We start from the raw sequence: 18,294 nt of genomic DNA, 5'->3' as shown, positions 1-18,294 counted from the left end.
ACGCCTTGTTAAGCTATGTGTTTAGGGTAGCATTCGCTCGCGTGGAGCAACGATTCAGTTTGGGGTGCAATGTCGCCGGACGAAAATTTGAAACTGAAGACTTCGGTGCCCGGTCAATACCTGGGATATGGTCTCCAGCCCACCCGACTCTGTTTTCATCTGATGAATGAAGCGAGCGGTTCCAAGATTTCTCTTGAACACCTCGATGATGTCGCGATCCACCACAAATCCGGTACAGTGATCCTAGAACAATCAAAGAGCGCGCTCTCTGGCAATCCAGCTTCCAATAAATCGGCTGACCTTTGGAAGGCATTGTCTAACTGGGCCGAGTTGCCTAGGTCGCTTTTCGATTCCGTGGACTTATTTCGCTACTATGTAACGCCGTTCAAGAGCGGTGACTTGGTTCGCGAACTGAACGAAGCGAAGGATGTAGGCAAAGCTGCGACGCTCCTGAAACGGTTCAAGACAAAGAGTTTCAAAGGAGCGCCCGGCATAGGTGCTGAGCCACTGATCGCCAAGTTCCTGGCGGCGGGCGATCCAGTCTGCTTGAAGGTCATCGAGCGATTTGAGTTACTGTCGGAGAATGATCCGCTTGAGACTATTCGAGGGAAGCTAGCCGCTCTGCTACCGGAGGAGAATCTCGATCGGTTCTGCGAAGCGGCGATCGGCATGGCGAAAGCTGAGGTCGAGGGTTTGATTCGCAAAGGTAAGGTGCCTTTGATCGAAACTGGTGGGTTTCGGAAGAAGCTCCGTGCATTCATTAGAAAGTATGATTTCTCCAATTTGCTGGCGCCGACGACCAGCGCGCCTGCCGATCATCAGATAAGCGATATTCTGGCGCGGCAGCCAACGTTCGTACAGCAGCTGTCGGCGATCGACCCCTCATCGAGATTGATGGCTATCGCAGTAAGCGATTTTCTCCGAGCGACCGCGGACAAAGTCACGTGGGCAGACGCTGGCAGCATCTTGGAAACGAGTTTGGACGAACTCGACGAGTCGCTTGTTCGTCACCACAGACTGACAGCAGATGAGTTGTCGGACACCCACGCCGAACTGGAGGCGGCGCTGCGTGGTCGGCAACTGTATCGCAGGTGCACCGAGTTGCAGTTGCCGCTTGAGGGCAGAACGCTTCCCGCTTACTTCGTCTCAGGCGAGTACAATTGCCTTGCAGATGACCGCCGTCTCGGATGGCACCCAAATTACTTGTCACTGTTTCCATCGAGATCCCCATGACAAGAAGTGCCCCATCGACTGTCGCTCTGGTCCAAAATCCGGCGCTCGGCGCGCTACTCCTTTGGAGGTTTGGGAAATCCTATCAGGAAGAACGAATCGCTGAAGTGGCACAGCTTCACTCGTTCTTCGTAATCCTTCCTCTCCTTTACCATGCGCCGACCCTGGAACTCATTCGTTCTACACTGTTGGGTTCAGGTCTTTCACAGCTTGCCAAAAAAATGGGTGAGGAGCGGGAACTACTGATTTCGGTGCAAACTCGGGCGTTGAAAATGCGTGAGCTTACGCTGACCTCCATCGGCACAGGCATCTCTACTGGAATGCTGCACCTGACGTATGAAACAGCGAGGCTTCGGAGCAACGAAGCGAAGCCACCGAAGGAGCCTGAACGCTTGCGGCGTCACATTTCCGGTGCCGACAAGCTCGGGCGCTGGTTTGGCAGATTGTCTCCAGATCAAGCCTTTTCGCTTTTGTGGGTGGAGCCCTGACAATGCATTTCCAGATTATCAGTCTGATACTTTGGCCCAAAGACGATCATCCCCCGCGCGTGCTCAATTTCGAGCCTGGAATGGTCAACGTCATAACCGGCGCGTCGAAGACCGGAAAATCAGCCGTCATTCCCATTATCGATTACTGTCTGGCGTCCGGAAAATGCAGCATTCCTGTCGGCACGATACGAAAGTCATGTTCCTGGTTCGGCATCATAGTAGATACGCTTGAAGGCAAGAAGCTTCTGGCTCGACGAGAGCCCGGCGAAGCGAAACAGACAGGTGATATGTTCGTTCTAGAGGGGGACGAGATCGAAATCCCCGAGCGGATCACTGACAAGAACTATAGTGCGGATATGGTAAAACGAAAGCTCGATCAGCTTTCAGGATTGTCCAGCCTGCGCATCAATCCAGATTCGGACGCCGCCTTTCAATCGCGCATAAGTTTTCGTGATTTGATGGCTTTCAACTTCCAGCCGCAGTACATCGTAGCGAATCCGCTTGCTCTATACTTTGGCGCAGATTCTTCAGAACACAGAGAAAAGCTCAAGAATATTTTCCCGTACGTTCTGGGTGCCTTGACGCCGGAAATGGTCGCCGCCCGCTGGGAGATAGAACGTCTTCAACGTACTATGCGGCAGGCCGAAGCTGCCTTGGCGACCGTGAAGAAGGCAGTTCGGGCCTGGCAGGCTGAAACAAATGGCTGGCTTCGCCAAGCACTCGAATTGGGTCTGTTGCCCCGGAACACGATCATACCGGAAGATGATCCCAATCGGACCCTGGATCTGCTGAGGGATGCCACACGCGCCGACACGCGATTGTCGTTCCCATCCGTCTCCTCCATCGAGCCATCTCTGCGTCAGTTGGAAGTTTTGGAGAACCGGGAGGCTGAGGCAGCTGCCAAGCTTTCCGTCCTCAGGCAGAATCTTGCTGAGGTCGAACGTCTTGTTGATAGCAGCCGCAAGTTTGGCGGTGCCATTCGTATTCAAAAGGACCGCTTGGACATAGCCGATTGGCTAAAGGCCAGAACGGCGGCTGCGCATGATCCCATCGTAAATCTCTCAGACAGTCGGGAGAAGCTCGATGCTCTGGTTCAAGCGTTATCGGGCATCGAGATCCAGTTGCGTACTCAGCCCACCCTGTCCGATGCCTTCGACAAGGAACGGCTACGTATCCGTTCTGACCTAGACACGGCGACAAAAGATTTATCTGACGTCCGCCAGCAGATCACGATCCTTGAACGTCGCTCTGAGGAGGTGAGAGCCTCCACCTACCGTCGCGATCGTATCGAACGTTTTCTTGGCCGCCTAGAACAGGCGCTTGAGACATTCGAGCGCGCTGAGGATGGCGGGGTGCAGGCCGAAGAGATCGGTCGCTTGCAAGGCTTGATCGAGGATCAAAAGGCGATTTATTCAGAACAGCAGGTTTCGAGGCGGACCACCAATGCCCTGCGATACGTAGCTCAGATAGCAGCCAGCATTCTTCCCAAGTTGGACGGAGAGTGGCCAAACGCGCCGATTGAGGTGTTGATCGACGACCTCACTATTCGTGTCGTCCACACTGAACGAATGGACTATCTGTGGGAAATCGGCAGCGGAGCAAACTGGCTTGCGTATCACGTCGCCGTGACCCTAGCGCTGCAGCGGTTCTTCCGAGAGCTTCCCAATCATTGCGTTCCAGGATTTCTGATCTACGACCAGCCCAGCCAAGTGTACTTCCCGACAGGTTTCGATGACAGAGGGCGGGATGCGCCCGGGCGCACCCGCGATCAGGACATTGCCGCCGTCCGAGCCGTCTTTTCTGCAATAGCTGACGAGATCATCCAAGCCAAAGGTCAACTTCAAGCGATCATACTCGATCACGCTGGCGCTGACGTATGGGGCGAACTCGTTGGTGTCGTTCGAATTGCCGAGTGGCGCGGCGACGACGCACTTGTTCCCCAAGCCTGGTTATCCAATTCTGAAACCGCTTAGTTGCCAGATCAGAGTTATCAGCGGGCTGCTCCCGGCCAACCCTACAGCGCAGCTAGCGCCCATCGCTTGTCGCGCCCCGCCTAGACGGCCTGGTTGAACACAGCCTCGATAGGATGCCCATCAGGATCAATCACGAAGGCGGCAAATAATTCGGGCCGTAATGCGCCCGCGGGCCGGGACCACCATTGTCGGTACCGCCATGGGCGAGCGCTGCTGCGTGGAACTCCGCGACCGCCTGCCGGTCGGGCGCGGCGAAGGCGAGGTGGAAGCCGGGGCCGGGAGGGCGCTGGTCCTTGCTACGCTGTTTGAGCGCCAGCTTGTCGCCGCCGCCTGTTACACTGTAGCCGACGGCCTGGTCGTCATCTCCGGGTGAAAGGTCTTCCCAGACCCTGACATAGCCAATCGGGGGCAAGGCACGCGTCGTAAAACGCGGCTGCGCGTTCGATATCAGCGACGCCAAGGGAGATATGGTGAAGCATGGGACGCCAACTCCAATGCAGGAACGCCCTCGACTAGCGGCCCGAAAGCCCCTTCAGCCTGTACAGCGCATCCAGCGCCTCGCGCGGCGTCATTTCGTCGGGGCTCAGCCCCTCCAGCGCCTTGGTCAGCGCATCGTTGGCGACGGGTTTCGCCGCCTCGCGCTTTACCGCGACCGAAAACAGCGGCAGGTCGTCGACAAGCCGGTTGGCCTTCCCCGAGGTTTCGCCCTCTTCGAGCTGGTGCAGCACCTCCTTGGCGCGCGCCACCACCGCATCGGGCAGGCCGGCGAGGCGGGCGACCTGGACGCCGTAGGAGCGGTCGGCGGCACCCTTGCCGACCTCGTGCAGGAACACCACTTCGCCTTCCCATTCCTTCACCCGCATGGTCACGTTGTGCAGGCGTTCGAGCTTGCCCGACAGCGCTGTCAGCTCGTGGAAATGGGTGGCGAAGACGGCGCGGCAGCGGTTCTTCTCGTGCAGGTACTCGACCGCCGCCCAGGCGATCGACAGGCCGTCGAAGGTCGCGGTGCCGCGGCCGATCTCGTCGAGGATGACCAGCGACCGCTCGCTCGCCTGGTTGAGGATGGCGGCGGTTTCGACCATCTCGACCATGAAGGTCGAGCGCCCGCGCGCCAGGTCGTCGGAGGCGCCGACGCGGGAGAACAGCCTGTCGACGACGCCGACATGGGCGCTCTCAGCCGGCACGAACGAACCCATCTGGGCGAGGATGGCAATCAGCGCGTTCTGGCGCAGGAAGGTCGACTTGCCGCCCATGTTCGGGCCGGTGAGCAGCCAGATCGCGCCGTTGCGGCCCGTTTGGGAAGGCGACAGGTCGCAGTCATTGGCCACGAAGGGTGCTGAAGCCGTCCGCCTGAGCGACTGCTCGACGACCGGGTGGCGGCCGCCGGTGACCTCGAAGGCAAGGCTGAGATCGACCTGCGGCCGGCACCAGGCTTCGGAAGCGGCCAGCATCGCCAGGGCTGCCGAAACGTCGAGCACCGACAGCGCATCTGCCCCGGCGCGGATCGCCTGGGCGTGGTTCACCGCTTCGCCCACCAGTTGGTCGAAGGCGGCGAGCTCGATGGTCAACGCCCGGTCGGCGGCGTTGGCGATCTTGGTCTCGAGGCCTGCGAGCTCTGTCGTGGTGAAGCGCATCGCGCTCGCCATCGTCTGGCGGTGGATGAAGCGCGCCTTGGCCTCGTCGCTGCCGTTCAGCGCCGCCTGGTTGTTGGCCGTCACCTCGATATAGTAGCCGAGCACGTTGTTGTGGCGGATCTTCAGCGAGCGGATGCCCGTCTCTTCGATCAGGTCGCGCTCCATGCCTGCGATCACCCGACGCGACTGGTCGCGCAGTGCCCGCATCTCGTCGAGTTCGCCATGGTAGTTCGCACGAACGAAGCCGCCGTCGCGCTTGAGCAGCGGCAATTCTTCGCCCAGCGCCGCATCGATATGTCCGGCGAAGTCCTCGGGCAGCGCCGCGATCGCCGCCATCGCCTTGCGCAACTCTTCCGGCAAGGGTGCCGCGCCCAACAGCCCGGCAATGGTGCGGGCGGCGGCAAATCCCGAGCGCAGCGCGCCGAGGTCGCGCGGCCCGCCGCGGTTGAGTGCCAGCCGCGACAATGCCCGCGGCATGTCGGCGACGCCCTTCAGGCTGAGCCTGAGCGCCTCGGTCAGCCTGGTCTCGCCCATGAAGAACGACACCGCGTCGAGCCGCGCTGTGATCGCGTTCGGATCGGTCAGCGGCGACATCAGCCGGTCGGCGAGCAGCCGCGCACCGCCGCCCGTCACCGTGCGGTCGACCGCCCGGAACAGCGAGCCGTCGCGCCCGCCGGAAAGTGTGCGCAGCAGTTCGAGATTGGCGCGTGTCGCCGGGTCGATGAACAGCGTCGAGCCTTCCTGCTCGCGCTCGGGGTGCGACAGCGGCGGCCGCTCGGCCTTCTGGGTCTTTTCGACATAGGCGATCGCGCCCGAAATCGCTGACAATTCTGCACGCGAAAACGCGCCAAAACTGTCCGGCGTCGCCACCTCGTAGAAACGCGCGATGCGCTGCGGCGCCGAGGTGGAATCGAACAGGCTCGGCGGCTGCGGGCTGGCGATGCGGCCGACCAGGTCGAACACCGGCTTGAGCTCCTCGTCATGGAACGCCGGCTCGGCGACGATCAGCTCGCGCGGGTCGATGCGGAAGATGTCGGCGGCGAGCCGCTCCGGCGTCGTCTCGGCCACCCGGAAGACGCCGGTCGAGATCTCGATCCAGGCGAGTGCCAGGCTGGCTTCGCCGGCCCCCTTCACCCGCCCCAGCGCCATCAGGAAATTCGATTCCTGCGGCGCCAGCAGCTTGTCTTCGGTGATCGTTCCCGGCGTCACCAGGCGCACCACGTCGCGCTTCACCACCGATTTCGAGCCGCGCTTCTTGGCTTCTGCCGGGTCCTCGATCTGCTCGCACACCGCGACCCGGTAGCCGAGGCCGATCAGCTTCTGCAGGTAGTCGTCCGCCGCATGGATCGGCACCCCGCACATCGGGATGTCCTGCCCCTGGTGTTTTCCGCGTTTGGTGAGAACGATACCCAATGCCCGCGAGGCCTTCTCCGCGTCGTCGAAGAACAACTCGTAGAAGTCGCCCATGCGGTAGAACAGCAGCGAATCCGGGTTCGCCGCCTTGATCTCGATGAACTGCTCCATCATCGGCGTCGGCGCGGCATGCACCGGGGCGTCGGCCCGGGCTTGCCCCCCGGCTTCCCCGAAGTCAGCTTCCGCGTTGATGGTCGGTCGGTCGTTCACGCCAGGGCCTGCGAAAAAATGAAATCCACCCCTCTGCTTGGCGGTTTACAGCGCCGATGTGTAGCCTTAATCCGGAACGCTCCACAAAAAGAATATTTCAAAGGGACAGGGACGCTTCTCATCATGGCCGCCAACAAGAAAACCGACAACACCGGCCCCTCCGTCAGCGCCGAAGAAGCGCTCGAATTCCATGCCATGGGCCGGCCCGGCAAGCTCGAGGTCGTGCCGACCAAGCCGATGGCCACCCAGCGTGACCTCAGCCTCGCCTATTCGCCCGGCGTCGCCGTTCCGGTGAAGGCCATCGCCGACGACCCCTCCCGCGCCTTCGACTACACCACCCGCGGCAACATGGTCGCCGTCATCTCCAACGGCACCGCGATCCTGGGCCTCGGCAATCTCGGCGCGCTTGCCTCCAAGCCGGTCATGGAAGGCAAGGCGGTGCTGTTCAAGCGCTTCGCCGACGTCGATTCCATCGACCTCGAGGTCGACACCGAGGATGCCGAGGAATTCATCAACTGCGTCCGTTTCCTCGGGCCGTCCTTCGGCGGCATCAACCTCGAGGACATCAAGGCGCCCGAGTGCTTCATCATCGAGCAGCGCCTGCGCGAGCTGATGGACATCCCCGTCTTCCATGACGACCAGCACGGCACCGCCATCATCGCCGCCGCCGGCCTGATCAACGCGCTGGAGATCACCGGCCGCGACATGAAGACCACGCGCCTCGTCTGCAACGGCGCCGGCTCCGCCGGCATTGCCTGCATCGAGCTCATCAAGGCGATGGGCTTCGCGCCCGAGAACGTCATCTTGTGCGACACCAAGGGCGTGGTCTACCAGGGCCGCACCGAAGGCATGAACCAGTGGAAGTCGGCCCATGCGACCAAGACCGAGCGGCGCAGCCTGGCCGATGCCATGGATGGCGCCGACGTCTTCTTCGGCCTCTCCGCCAAGGGCGCGCTGACCCCGGCCATGGTCCAGTCCATGGCCAAGAACCCGATCATCTTCGCCATGGCCAATCCCGATCCGGAGATCACGCCCGAGGAGGTCGCCGAGATCCGCACCGACGCCATCATGGCCACCGGCCGTTCGGACTACCCGAACCAGGTCAACAACGTGCTCGGCTTCCCCTACATCTTCCGCGGCGCGCTCGACGTGCGCGCCACCACCATCGACGACAACATGAAGGTCGCCGCAGCCAACGCCCTGGCCGAACTCGCCCGCCAGGACGTGCCCGACGACGTCGCCGCCGCCTATCAGGGCAACCGGCCGAAATTCGGCCCCAACTACATCATCCCGGTGCCGTTCGACCCGCGCCTGATCTCGGCCATCCCGGTCGCCGTCGCCAAGGCGGCCATGGAATCGGGCGTCGCCCGCAGGCCGATCCTCGATCTCGCCAAATATGCCGACGAGCTTTCCGCCCGCCGCGACCCGATCGCCTCCACGCTCCAGCGCATCTACGACCGCGTCCGGCGCCAACCCAAGCGCGTCGTCTTCGCCGAGGGCGAGGAGGAGCAGGTGATGCGGGCGGCCGTCTCCTACGTCAACCAGAAGCTCGGCACCGCCATCCTGCTCGGCCGCGACGACGTCATCAAGGAAAACGCGAGGCAAGCTGGCATCGACCTCAACAAGCCGGGCCTTGAGATCATCAATGCGCGCCTGTCGCGCCGCAACGCCATCTATGCCGACTTCCTCTACGAGCGCCTGCAGCGCAAGGGCTACCTGCTGCGCGACTGCCAGCGGCTGATCAACAACGACCGCAACCACTTCGCCGCCTGCATGGTGGCGCTCGGCGATGCCGACGGCGTCGTCACCGGCGTCACCCGCAACTACTCGACCGTGCTCGAGGACGTCCGCCGCGTCATCGACGCCAAGCCCGGCCACCGCGTCATCGGCGTGTCGATCGTGCTCGCCCGCGGCCGCACCGTCATCGTCGCCGACACCGCCGTCCACGACATGCCCAACGCCGAGCAGATCGCCGACATCGCCGAGGAAGCGGCCCACTTCGCCCGCCGCATGGGCTACGAGCCGCGCGTGGCCATGCTTGCCTACTCGACCTTCGGCCACCCCGCCGGCGAGCGCTCCGAGCGTGTCCAGGAGGCGGTCAAGATCCTCGACAAGCGCCGCGTCGATTTCGAATATGACGGCGAAATGGCGGCCGACGTCGCCCTCAACCACCGCCTGATGCAGCAGCAATACCCCTTCTGCCGCCTCTCCGGTGCTGCCAACGTGCTGGTCATGCCGGCGTTCCACTCGGCGGCCATCTCGACCAAGATGCTGCAGGAACTCGGCGGCTCCACCGTCATCGGCCCGCTTCTCGTCGGCCTCAACAAGCCGGTCCAGATCGTCCCGCTCAACGCCAAGGACTCCGACATCGTCAACATGGCGGCGATTGCGGCGTACAACGCGGGGACTTGAGAGGGCGGTTCGCGAAGCGAACGAAAAGCCCCAAAATGGGCTTTTCGAGCGCCTCAAGGCCCGGAGCCGTAGCGAAGGGCATAGCGCTGCCGCCTTCCTTGCGCCGCTAGCCGAATGGGCGAAGGCGCCGAAGCTGCTGATCTCCCTCCTTGTGGGGGAGATGCCCGGCAGGGCAGAGGGGGGTGCGAAGGATCGCGAGGCTCCGGTTTTCCGTAGCGCGGCGTTGTGGGTGTAGCTAAGTTGCTCCCAGCAAAAGTAATTCATTGATCATTGAAGAGCTGCGATTAAGCCCTGTACATTGTCGGAAATTACCAAAGGAATTCGAAGTTCCAAAGCCGCACGTCGAGCGGCCACTAGAGAATAATCCTGTTGTTGACGGAGTTCGTCGATTGAACGCATTGGCCGCTTCCGCTGAGAATCTGATTGCCGTCGTTGCCAGATCCTTTCTGGCTCTTCAGTGAGCACAACAATCCGCGATGCACCGATCAGTCGAAACACCCTCGGCTCTACCTTTACCAGGCCAGCTGGCGTATCAATGATGGCATGTCCGTCTAATACAACTAGCCCGCTGTCCGGCACCGCGCGATGAAATCCGTCAATCAGCAAGGTTTGGTTGTCGTCAATGTTGGCCTCCCTCAAAGTGTCGTGGTCTACAAATTTTTGCTGCCGCAGCTCGTGTTCAGCTTTGATTAGCGTGCTAGCTTGTAAGTGTGTGAACGTAAGAGACTTTTGAGCGCGCGCTAGCGCCGACGATTTCCCAACGCCGGAAATGCCTACAACCGCTACTATTCGGCGATTTTTCATGGGGTGAAGCCAAGATCGATACGCTCTAACAATATGCCAAGCTTCTCGGAAGAAATTTGGTAAATTGATTGGGGCGGATGTCCTCCAATTATCTGCATAGATTTGAGCTGTTTCAAATCGATGATCGGTTCGATGTAGGCTGCCAGAGTATAGTTTATTACCTTAACGGGTGAGCTACTGGACGCTTGCCAATTTTCTAGGTCTTGCTCGCTATAAACTGACCGCCCACCTGTCATTTGCAGCAAGTCTCTTGTCGAGTACGCGAGTTTCACATCTTCCAAAATTCCGAGAGCGGACATGGCCTGGGATGGAGGCGATTGCGACTTACCTTTGTAAAAGAACAGAAGCGAACCGGGCCTACCGAGATTGGAAGGGGCCCGGCATAGATAGACTTTCCGGATGGTATTGCCGGGGCGGCGGGGCCCATTGCCGCGGCCTTGTCGGTCGAAGAGATCGAGTTGAGGTTGTTGCCGAAGGTCGGGGTAAAGTACGTCGTGGTAACTCTCCTTGATGGGAATGCCAAACGCAGTCGTATCTGGTGTTAAGATGAAACGTGGATAGTTTAAGCGGTGCCACTCGAATGCGCTTGCAACCTCGCTAGAGCCCGATGACGATGACGAAAATCGCTTTTCATAAATGCGCTCGGTGTCCGGCTTGGTGTGGGTATGCTTGAAACCAAAATACTCAAGAAGGTCTATTAGGGATGTTTGTCCTTCATAGGTTGTTATGTAGATAAGATCATACTTGTTGCGCTGAGCGAACCAGAACGCCTTCTTTAAAAGAAGCTCGCCGATTTTGACGCCTCGCTTTTCAGGGCGAACTTTAAACGTACAGATTTTAAGGATTTTGTTGAGTTTTTGCGTTGCGTCCGTGTCTGCACTCGTCTCGTCTTTGCGGACAAGAAGGCCGGCGATTCCATCGTCTTCTACTATCCAGCAGGGGCGCCGATGCTTTACGCACTTGTCTCTCCACCAGCTGTCGAAGCCGTCATAGTCCTCACGTAGGCTATCAAAGATGGTGTCTGCCAAGGGGATGGAATGAGCTTGGACCTCTTCGACAAAGCGGACTGGGGCTTCGACCGGCTCGAACGTTGTTCGAAGCAGTTGAACTGCGTCAGCTACATAGAGAACCCGGCGTCCGATTTCGGCCGAATGACGCCTTGCACGGTCATGCAATCCCCTGTCTTGCGTGACTAGAAAATCTGCGGCCCCGATGAGTAGTGCATGCAACAGCGTTGCATCTACAACATCGTTCGGCCTGGCTAGTCGTCCGAACGCGGCTTCTAGGTCTGTGGGAGTTATCCCGCGAACCTTAGACAGTTTTTGAAACTTACTCAGCTTGCTGAGCGAAATCCGGCGTCTTTCTAGGTTGCTATCTCGTCCGATGTCATCGCGAGCCGCTTCGTGGACGAAGATGTCGACCTTGTGTTTTGCCGCGAGGTTTGTGAGCGCCGAAAAAGCAGGCTCTACGGTTCGATTGTCTTCTAGGTAAATTATGACGTTCGTATCAATTAGATATGTTTGTGTGCTCATTTTGGAGCGCCATTTGAAGGTTAGGCTTCGCGTATAAAAAGGATTGTGGAGCCTTAAACCCAAATCGCTCCTTTAGCTCAATGAGATTAAGTGGGTGGGAAAACCGCCGCACGTTGGAAATATTTAATGCGTAACCTTCAGAAAGTCCACCAAAGTAAGCATCAAAGTCCAGCTTACGGATAGATGCCGACTTGCCATGTCGCCGCCAAAGCGTAGCAAGTGGAAGCCGCTCAACATCGGTAATCTCAGCTGCGCCGACCAAAGCGCGAACGGGCGACGTCGAATAGATGTACGCGGTCGCACCTTGTCCTACCGACAATGGAAACCGCCTTCGCAATTCGACGGTTTTGACGCCTTCAAGGATTTTGTCTGAGTATGCAGGTTTAATACTAAGGATTACATCTCGGCGGAGAGGGCGGTCATCACCGAAGATTGGCAGAAGGTACTGGTCGTCGTTGTCGATACGGGCGCCGGTTATCTGCTGGAGTGCTTCTGCAGCGAAGCCGATATCCGAAGGAAAGGCCGCATCAATCCTCAGGCGCGCTCCGAGCGCCTCTACATACCTTTGTAGCGAAGAAATCTGGACGTCGCCACGCTGTTCGATCTTCGAGATGGCGGCCTGGCCTACGCTTAGGCGCTCCGCCATTTGCAGCTGCGTCAGCCCCACAGCCTGCCTTAGTGCCTTCAGTGAGAGCCCGACAACACGGCCCGCGTCTCCATCGCCAATGCGGACTGCTTCAACGATTTTTCGGTCAGGTTGCATGCGCTATGTCGACTTTGTTAGAATCAGATGACGGGACAACTATTCCTCGCAGGGAATAATTTGGCTTGCAAGGGCAGCGCTCTATGTTGCGGCCTTTGAAACCCAAGATAGCGGCCAGCCTCCTGTCACCATCTGTCAGCAATCCGCGTGGAGAAACCACCCTTGTTTTTCCACACCCCTCCACCTCCCGTACAATCCCCCGCAGTTCCTCCCGCGGGAACGCCGGTCGCGACGGTGACATGCGGGGAGGAGCCGGCGCCTCCGGCATTGGGCTGACGTAGCCTGTTGCCCGGGGAGGTTCCGTCCAAGGGTTCCCCTCCGGGTAATACGGCCCGGGTGCGCTGGACGATGCGCTAGTGGGGCAGGGGCGAAAATGCCCGTGCTTCGAGAAGCGGAACGGGCGGAGACAGAAATCGCCGGCGGGGCGCGGGTTCGCGCCACTTACTTACATTCGGCAGGCACGGCCCCGCGCCCCGCTTCCCGGATTTTTCACAAGCAATGGCCAGGCGCGAAAGCGAGCGTGGCGAGGAAGGAGTGCGGAATGTTGGAAAATAGCATTCCTTCGCGCCCCCCTCTGGCCTGCCGGCCATCTCCCCCGCAGGTGGGGAGATTGGCAGCGTCGGCCGTCTCGCTCAGCTTGAGAGGTAGAAGGTTGGCGAAGGTCGCAATGACGGCTGATCTCCCCACCTGTGGGGGAGATGGCCGGCAGGCCAGAGGGGGGCAACGTAGGGCGCGACGGGCGAAATCACCGCCTCTGCGGAAAACCCTACAGCAGCCCCGCCTGCTCGGCCTCGCGCTTCAGATTCTGCCGTGGCCGCGGGCCGATCTGCTGGATCACCAGGCCTGCGGCCAGCGAGCCGAGGTCGCCGCAATCCTTGAGCGAACGCCCTTGCGTGTAGCCGAACAGGAAACCGGCGGCATAGAGGTCGCCGGCACCGGTGGTGTCGACCAGCTCGCGGATTTCGGTCGCCTGGATCACCACCGTCTCGTCGCCGCGCACGATGACCGAGCCCTTCTCCGAGCGGGTGACGGCGGCGATCTTGCAGTCCTTGCGGATCTGCGCCAGCGCGTCGTCGAACGAAGACGTCTCGTACAGCGACTTGATCTCGTGGCTGTTGGCAAAGACGATGTCGACGGTGCCCGAGCGCATCAGCTCGAGGAACTCGGCGCGGTAGCGGTCGACGCAGAACGAATCCGACAGCGTCATCGACACTTCGCGCCCGGCGGCATGGGCGTGCGCCGCGGTCATGCGGATCGCTTCCTTGGCCAGCGGCGGGTCCCACAGATAGCCTTCGAAATAGGTGACCTTGGCCCCGCTCGCCTTGTCGGCCTCGACGTCGTCGGGCCCGAGCTCGACGCAGGCGCCGAGATAGGTGTTCATCGAGCGCTCGCCGTCGGGGGTGACGAAGATCATCGACCGCGCCGTCGGCGGGGTGCCGTCGAGCGGTTTCGTGTCGAAGGCGACGCCCTGGGCGTGGATGTCGTGGGTGAAGATGTCGCCGAGATGGTCGCGGGAGACCTTGCCGAAATAGGCCGAGCGGCCGCCGAAGCTGGCGATGCCGGCAGCCGTGTTGCCGGCCGAGCCGCCCGAGGCCTCGATCGCCGGGCCCATGCGCGAATACAGCAGTTCGGCGCGCTCGGCGTCGATCAGGTTCATCGCGCCCTTGATGATGCCGTTGTCGGTGAGAAAGGCCTCGTCGCATTGCGCGATGATGTCGACGATGGCGTTGCCGATGCACAGCACGTCATATTGGTTCATCAGGGTCTCCGCGGCGCTCTCGCCGTTGCTCGCGCCGACGGGTCGGCAAAACGGATTGCGTTTAGCGGCTCGCGGCCCATTTGCCTACCCGGCAATTTGGGCGGCCGGCGCTTGAGGCCGGCCATGCGGCACCTTATCTCAGGCCGGAAACAGGGAGCGACCCCGCCAACATGATCCTCGAAGCCGCCCGCACTGCTGCAAGCCAGCTCTTTACCGCCGAGTTCCGCTCGGTGTTCCTCAAGACGCTGGGGCTGACGATCCTCGCGCTGGCAGCGCTCTGGTTCGGCATCCGCGAGGTCTTCGACTGGCTCGCCTGGCCCTGGATCGAGGCACTGCTGCCCGGCCTGCCGGCCTGGACCGGCTGGCTCGGCCTGATCGCCGCCATCGTTGCCGGCATAGGCCTCGCGTTCGGGCTGGCGCTGCTGATCGCGCCGGTGACGGCCATCGTCGCCGGCCTGTTTTTGGACGACGTCGCCGAAGTCGTCGAAAAGACCAGCTATCCCGGCGACCGCCCCGGACAGCCCGTGCCCGCTTTGCGCTCGCTGGTTCTGGCGATCAAGTTTTTCGGCATCGTCATCCTGGGCAATCTGCTGGCGCTGTTTTTGATGTTCATCCCCATCGTCAACATCGGCGCCTTCTTCCTGGTCAACGGCTATTTGCTCGGCCGCGAGTTCTTCGAATTCGCCGCCATGCGTTTTCGCCCCGAGCAGGAGGCCAAGGACCTGCGCCGCCGTAACGCCGGCACGGTGTTCATGGCAGGCCTCGTCATCGCTGCCTTCCTCGCCGTGCCGATCCTCAACCTTCTCACCCCGCTCTTCGCCGCGGCGATGATGGTGCATCTGCACAAGAGCGTGTCGGCGGCGGAGAACAGGTTCGCGGGCGCCAGAGCATGATCCCGAAAAGTGGGGACCGGTTTTCGGACAGGGATCATGCTCAAGACAAATCTTCAGCCGTCGCGGCCGAACATCGCCTGCAGCTTGCCGTAGGCGATGCCGTCGCGGGCGAATTCGAACGTGCCCTGGCCGAGCATCTCGCGCGACGCCCGCTCCATCATGCCGAAGGCGTAGCTCGTGAGCTTGGAGCCGAGCGAGATCCGCTTCGCCCCCGCCTCGGCCAGCACCGCGACCGAAAAGCCCGGCACGGCCAGCACGTTGACCGGCTTGGTGACCGCGCTGCACAGCGTCCGGATCATCTCGATGTCGGTAATGCCAGGCGCATAGAGCACGTCGGCCCCGGCCTTCTCGAAAGCCTGCAGCCGCTTGATGGTGTCGTCGAGGTCGGGCCGGTCCCAGAGAAAGTTCTCCGACCGCGCCGTCAGCACGAAATCGTGCTTCAGCGCCCGCGCCGCCTCGGCCGCCGCGGTGACGCGCTCCACCGCATGCGAGAACTCGTAGATCGGCTTGTCGGCCTCGCCGGTGTGGTCCTCGAGCGAACAGCCGGCAAGGCCTGCGGCCTCCGCCGCGAAGATCGTCTCGCCAGCACTTTCGGGGCTGTCGCCCTTGCCCTTTTCGAGGTCGGCCGAAACCGGCAGGCCGGTGGCATGTGCCATGTCGCGGCAGTGGTGGATCATCGCCTCGAAGCCGACGCCGCCGTCGGGCAGGCCGCGCGAGAAGGCGAAGCCGGCGCTCGTCGTCGCCAGCGCCTCGAAGCCGAAGGAAGCGAGCAGCTTGGCGGTGCCGATATCCCAGGGGTTGGGGATGATGAAGGCGCCCGGCGCCTCGTGAAGTTTCCGGAAGACCGCGCCCTTGTCCATTGCCTCGCCCTCAAGCTCAACCAATGGCGCAATACTAGCCCGGAGCGCGGAGCCTCACAAATCCTGTTTCAGGCGATCGGGATCAGTCCCGCCAGCTTGCGCATGTCGTCGAACAGCACCGCACCCGTGGCCGCCAAGCCCTCGCGGTCCGAGTGCGGGTCGGCGTGGTAGGCGAACACCCGCATGCCGGCGGCACGCCCCGCCTGGGCGCCGGCGACGCTGTCCTCGATGACGATGCAGTCGGAAGGCTGAAAGCCCATCACGCCGGCGGCGTGCAGGAACAGATCGGGAAACGGCTTGCCGCGCTCGACCATGGTGGCCGAAAACAACACGTCGCGGAAATAGGGCAGCAGCCCGGTCTGGCCGAGCGTCATGTGCATCTTGGCGACACGCGCCGAAGACGCCACGCAATAGGCGATGCCGGCGGACTGGACGGCGGAGACGAAGGTCTCGATGTGCGGGATCGCCTGCACGCCCGTCTCGAACAGCTCAGGCAGTTCGCGATACCAGCGCTCGACGAAATCGGGTCCGAGGATGGCGCCGGTCGCCTCGACTTCTTTCTGCACCGACACCAGGCTGCGGCCGACGAACTGGCGGCGGCAGTCCTCGTAGGTCACGGGATAGCCGGCTTCGGTCAGCCACGACGACAGCCGCCGGTTGGCCAGCGGCTCGGTGTCGACGAGCACGCCGTCGCAGTCGAAGATGACGAGCTTGGGTTTGCTCATGCCGTGCCGGTCGAGCCGAAGCCACCGGCGCCGCGCGTCGTCTCGTTGGCGAGGTCGCGTTCCTCGATCGCAACGCGGGTTACCGAAGCGATCACCATCTGGGCGATGCGCATGCCGCGCTCGACATAGAAGTCCTCGTCGCCATGGTTGATCAGCAGCACCTTGACCTCGCCGCGATAGTCGCTGTCGATGGTGCCGGGCGTGTTGAGGCAGGTGATGCCGTGCTTGAAGGCGAGGCCGGAGCGCGGACGCACCTGGCCTTCGAAGCCTTCGGGGATCTCGAAGATCAGGCCGGTCGGCACCAGCGCGCGCTTGCCCGGCAGGATCAGCAGCGGCCGGTCCTCCGGGACTGCGGCGCGTAGGTCCATGCCGGCGGAACCGCCGGTTTCGTAGGCCGGCAGGGCCAGGTCGCCGGCGTGCGGCAAGCGGACGATCCCGATGACGGGGGCGGAAGAGTTTTCGGCGACGGATTTCATGGCGGCGATCCTATGGGACGGTGCTTGGGGAACGTCAATCCCGATCTCCGCATGGCTTGCTTGCAAGGACGGGGCTGTGTTGCTTTTGCATGACGGTCCGACGTGAACCCTTTGCCACAGCCGCGACACAAACGGATGGAGAAGCTCGGCTGGGTGCGCGTCCGCACATTTACGATTTGTTATCCATGTTGGCCGAGTCTGGGCGCGGTCCTGCGTCCTTATTGCGGGCTGAATTTGAGGTCGAAGAGCCATGTGCCGGTGGGCCGCCTATCTCGGTGAAGAGGTCTTTCTCGAAGACATCGTTTCCGCGCCCTGCCATTCGCTGATCGCGCAGAGCCATTGCGCCCAAGAAGCGAAGTCGGCGACCAATGGCGACGGTTTCGGGCTCGCCTGGTATGGCGACCGGCCTGAACCCGGACTTTACCGCGACATCCTGCCGGCCTGGTCGGATCCCAATCTCAAGAGCCTGTGCCGGCAGATCAAGTCGAGCCTGTTTCTCGCGCATGTGCGCGCAGCGACAGGCGGCGGCACCAGCCGGGCCAATTGCCACCCCTTCGTCTCGGGCCGCTGGAGCTTCATGCACAACGGCCAGATCTCGGGCTTCGAGCGCATCCGCCGCCGGCTCGAGGCCGCCGTTTGCGACACGCTCTACGACCAGCGCCAGGGCACGACCGATTCCGAGCTGTTCTTCCTGCTGATGCTGGAGGAGGGGCTGGATGCCGACCCGCAGGCTGCGGTGGCGCGGGCTGCGCGGCGCGTGATCGAGGCATCGGAGGCTGTGGGCATGGCGGCGTCGTTCAAGCTGACGGCGGCCTTCAGCGACGGCAAGAACCTTTTTGCCGTCCGCTACGCCACCGACGCGCAGGCGCCGACGCTCTACACGCGCGAGGGCGCCACCGGACGCTGCATCGTCTCGGAGCCCTTCGATCGCGAAGGCGAGAGCTGGCAGGCCGTGCCACCATCGAGCTTCGTCACCATGACGCGGCAGGGCATGACGGTCAGCCCCTTCGAACCGGCAGTGGCGCAACTGGCAATGGCCGGCTGAAATCTGCTAGCTGCCAGCGATGCATTGGCCGGTTGAAGCGGCCATCACCCAAGTGTTCTTGACCAACTGGATCGAGC

Annotated in this window: 14 protein-coding genes and 1 pseudogene; 6 read left to right on the top strand and 9 right to left on the bottom strand. The window is 61.6% G+C overall.

Features of this window, described 5'->3' with window-relative positions; genetic code table 11:
• The first annotated feature begins 87 nt into the window (after positions 1-87).
• From CO731_RS02575 to CO731_RS02565, 3 genes are read left to right on the top strand one after another with little or no spacing between them, the layout of a single operon-like run.
• Entirely contained in the window at positions 88-1,233 is a 1,146-nt protein-coding gene (locus CO731_RS02575) for an ABC-three component system protein (protein WP_159091535.1), read from the top strand.
• Positions 1,230-1,718, top strand: a complete 489-nt coding sequence (locus CO731_RS02570) for a three component ABC system middle component (protein ID WP_108605822.1) — start codon at positions 1,230-1,232, stop codon at positions 1,716-1,718. Before CO731_RS02575 ends, CO731_RS02570 begins: the two co-directional genes overlap by 4 nt.
• 2 nt (positions 1,719-1,720) lie before the next feature.
• Complete coding sequence (locus CO731_RS02565; protein WP_108605821.1) at positions 1,721-3,691, top strand: DUF3732 domain-containing protein; 1,971 nt, start codon at positions 1,721-1,723, stop codon at positions 3,689-3,691.
• Positions 3,692-3,771: 80 nt separating this feature from the next.
• On the opposite strand, the pseudogene CO731_RS02560 reads toward CO731_RS02565, so the two are convergent.
• Both CO731_RS02560 and mutS read right to left on the bottom strand, forming a co-directional pair.
• Positions 3,772-4,170, bottom strand: a pseudogene (locus tag CO731_RS02560) (VOC family protein).
• 33 nt (positions 4,171-4,203) lie between these two features.
• Positions 4,204-6,852, bottom strand: coding sequence for a DNA mismatch repair protein MutS (mutS, locus tag CO731_RS02555; protein WP_245439978.1), 2,649 nt, complete (start codon positions 6,850-6,852; stop codon positions 4,204-4,206).
• 219 nt (positions 6,853-7,071) lie between these two features.
• On the opposite strand from mutS, the gene CO731_RS02550 reads away from it, so the two are divergent.
• Complete coding sequence (locus CO731_RS02550; protein ID WP_108605819.1) at positions 7,072-9,360, top strand: NADP-dependent malic enzyme; 2,289 nt, start codon at positions 7,072-7,074, stop codon at positions 9,358-9,360.
• Positions 9,361-9,627: 267 nt separating this feature from the next.
• Here CO731_RS02550 and CO731_RS02540 read toward each other — a convergent pair whose 3' ends face one another.
• The 4 genes from CO731_RS02540 to CO731_RS02525 form a co-directional block, all read right to left on the bottom strand.
• Positions 9,628-10,164 carry an AAA family ATPase gene (locus tag CO731_RS02540; RefSeq protein ID WP_108605817.1) on the bottom strand — a complete coding sequence of 179 codons (537 nt, stop codon included), beginning with the start codon at positions 10,162-10,164 and terminating at the stop codon, positions 9,628-9,630.
• A complete protein-coding gene (locus tag CO731_RS02535) occupies positions 10,161-11,696 on the bottom strand; it encodes a GNAT family N-acetyltransferase (protein ID WP_108605816.1) in 1,536 nt (511 codons plus the stop codon). The genes CO731_RS02540 and CO731_RS02535 overlap by 4 nt, the downstream gene beginning before the upstream one ends.
• Complete coding sequence (locus tag CO731_RS02530) at positions 11,671-12,459, bottom strand: helix-turn-helix domain-containing protein (RefSeq protein WP_108605815.1); 789 nt, start codon at positions 12,457-12,459, stop codon at positions 11,671-11,673. Before CO731_RS02530 ends, CO731_RS02535 begins: the two co-directional genes overlap by 26 nt.
• A gap of 766 nt (positions 12,460-13,225) precedes the next feature.
• The gene (locus CO731_RS02525) at positions 13,226-14,218 is read right to left on the bottom strand and encodes an adenosine kinase (protein WP_108605814.1); all 993 of its coding nucleotides are present in this window, start codon (positions 14,216-14,218) and stop codon (positions 13,226-13,228) included.
• Positions 14,219-14,388: 170 nt separating this feature from the next.
• On the opposite strand from CO731_RS02525, the gene CO731_RS02520 reads away from it, so the two are divergent.
• A complete protein-coding gene (locus CO731_RS02520) occupies positions 14,389-15,111 on the top strand; it encodes a sulfate transporter family protein (protein WP_108605813.1) in 723 nt (240 codons plus the stop codon).
• 53 nt (positions 15,112-15,164) lie between these two features.
• Here the strand turns inward: CO731_RS02520 and CO731_RS02515 are convergent, their stop codons facing one another.
• The 3 genes from CO731_RS02515 to dut all read right to left on the bottom strand — a co-directional run bounded on the left by CO731_RS02515 (position 15,165) and on the right by dut (position 17,172).
• Positions 15,165-15,971: an isocitrate lyase/phosphoenolpyruvate mutase family protein gene (locus tag CO731_RS02515; protein WP_108605812.1), complete on the bottom strand. Its 807-nt coding sequence runs from the start codon at positions 15,969-15,971 to the stop codon at positions 15,165-15,167.
• A 68-nt stretch (positions 15,972-16,039) separates the two neighbouring features.
• Positions 16,040-16,696, bottom strand: coding sequence for an HAD family phosphatase (locus CO731_RS02510; RefSeq protein ID WP_108605811.1), 657 nt, complete (start codon positions 16,694-16,696; stop codon positions 16,040-16,042).
• Complete coding sequence (dut, locus tag CO731_RS02505; protein ID WP_108605810.1) at positions 16,693-17,172, bottom strand: dUTP diphosphatase; 480 nt, start codon at positions 17,170-17,172, stop codon at positions 16,693-16,695. Before dut ends, CO731_RS02510 begins: the two co-directional genes overlap by 4 nt.
• A 250-nt stretch (positions 17,173-17,422) precedes the next feature.
• Here dut and CO731_RS02500 point away from each other — a divergent pair, with 250 nt between their 5' ends.
• Positions 17,423-18,217: a class II glutamine amidotransferase gene (locus CO731_RS02500; protein ID WP_108605809.1), complete on the top strand. Its 795-nt coding sequence runs from the start codon at positions 17,423-17,425 to the stop codon at positions 18,215-18,217.
• Positions 18,218-18,294 lie beyond the last annotated feature (77 nt).

The organism is Aminobacter sp. MSH1, assembly GCF_003071665.1.
In the GTDB taxonomy this organism is placed as follows: domain Bacteria; phylum Pseudomonadota; class Alphaproteobacteria; order Rhizobiales; family Rhizobiaceae; genus Aminobacter; species Aminobacter niigataensis.
Note: the sequence above shows the minus strand (reverse complement) of the source record. Positions and strands in the feature narration are given on the sequence as shown.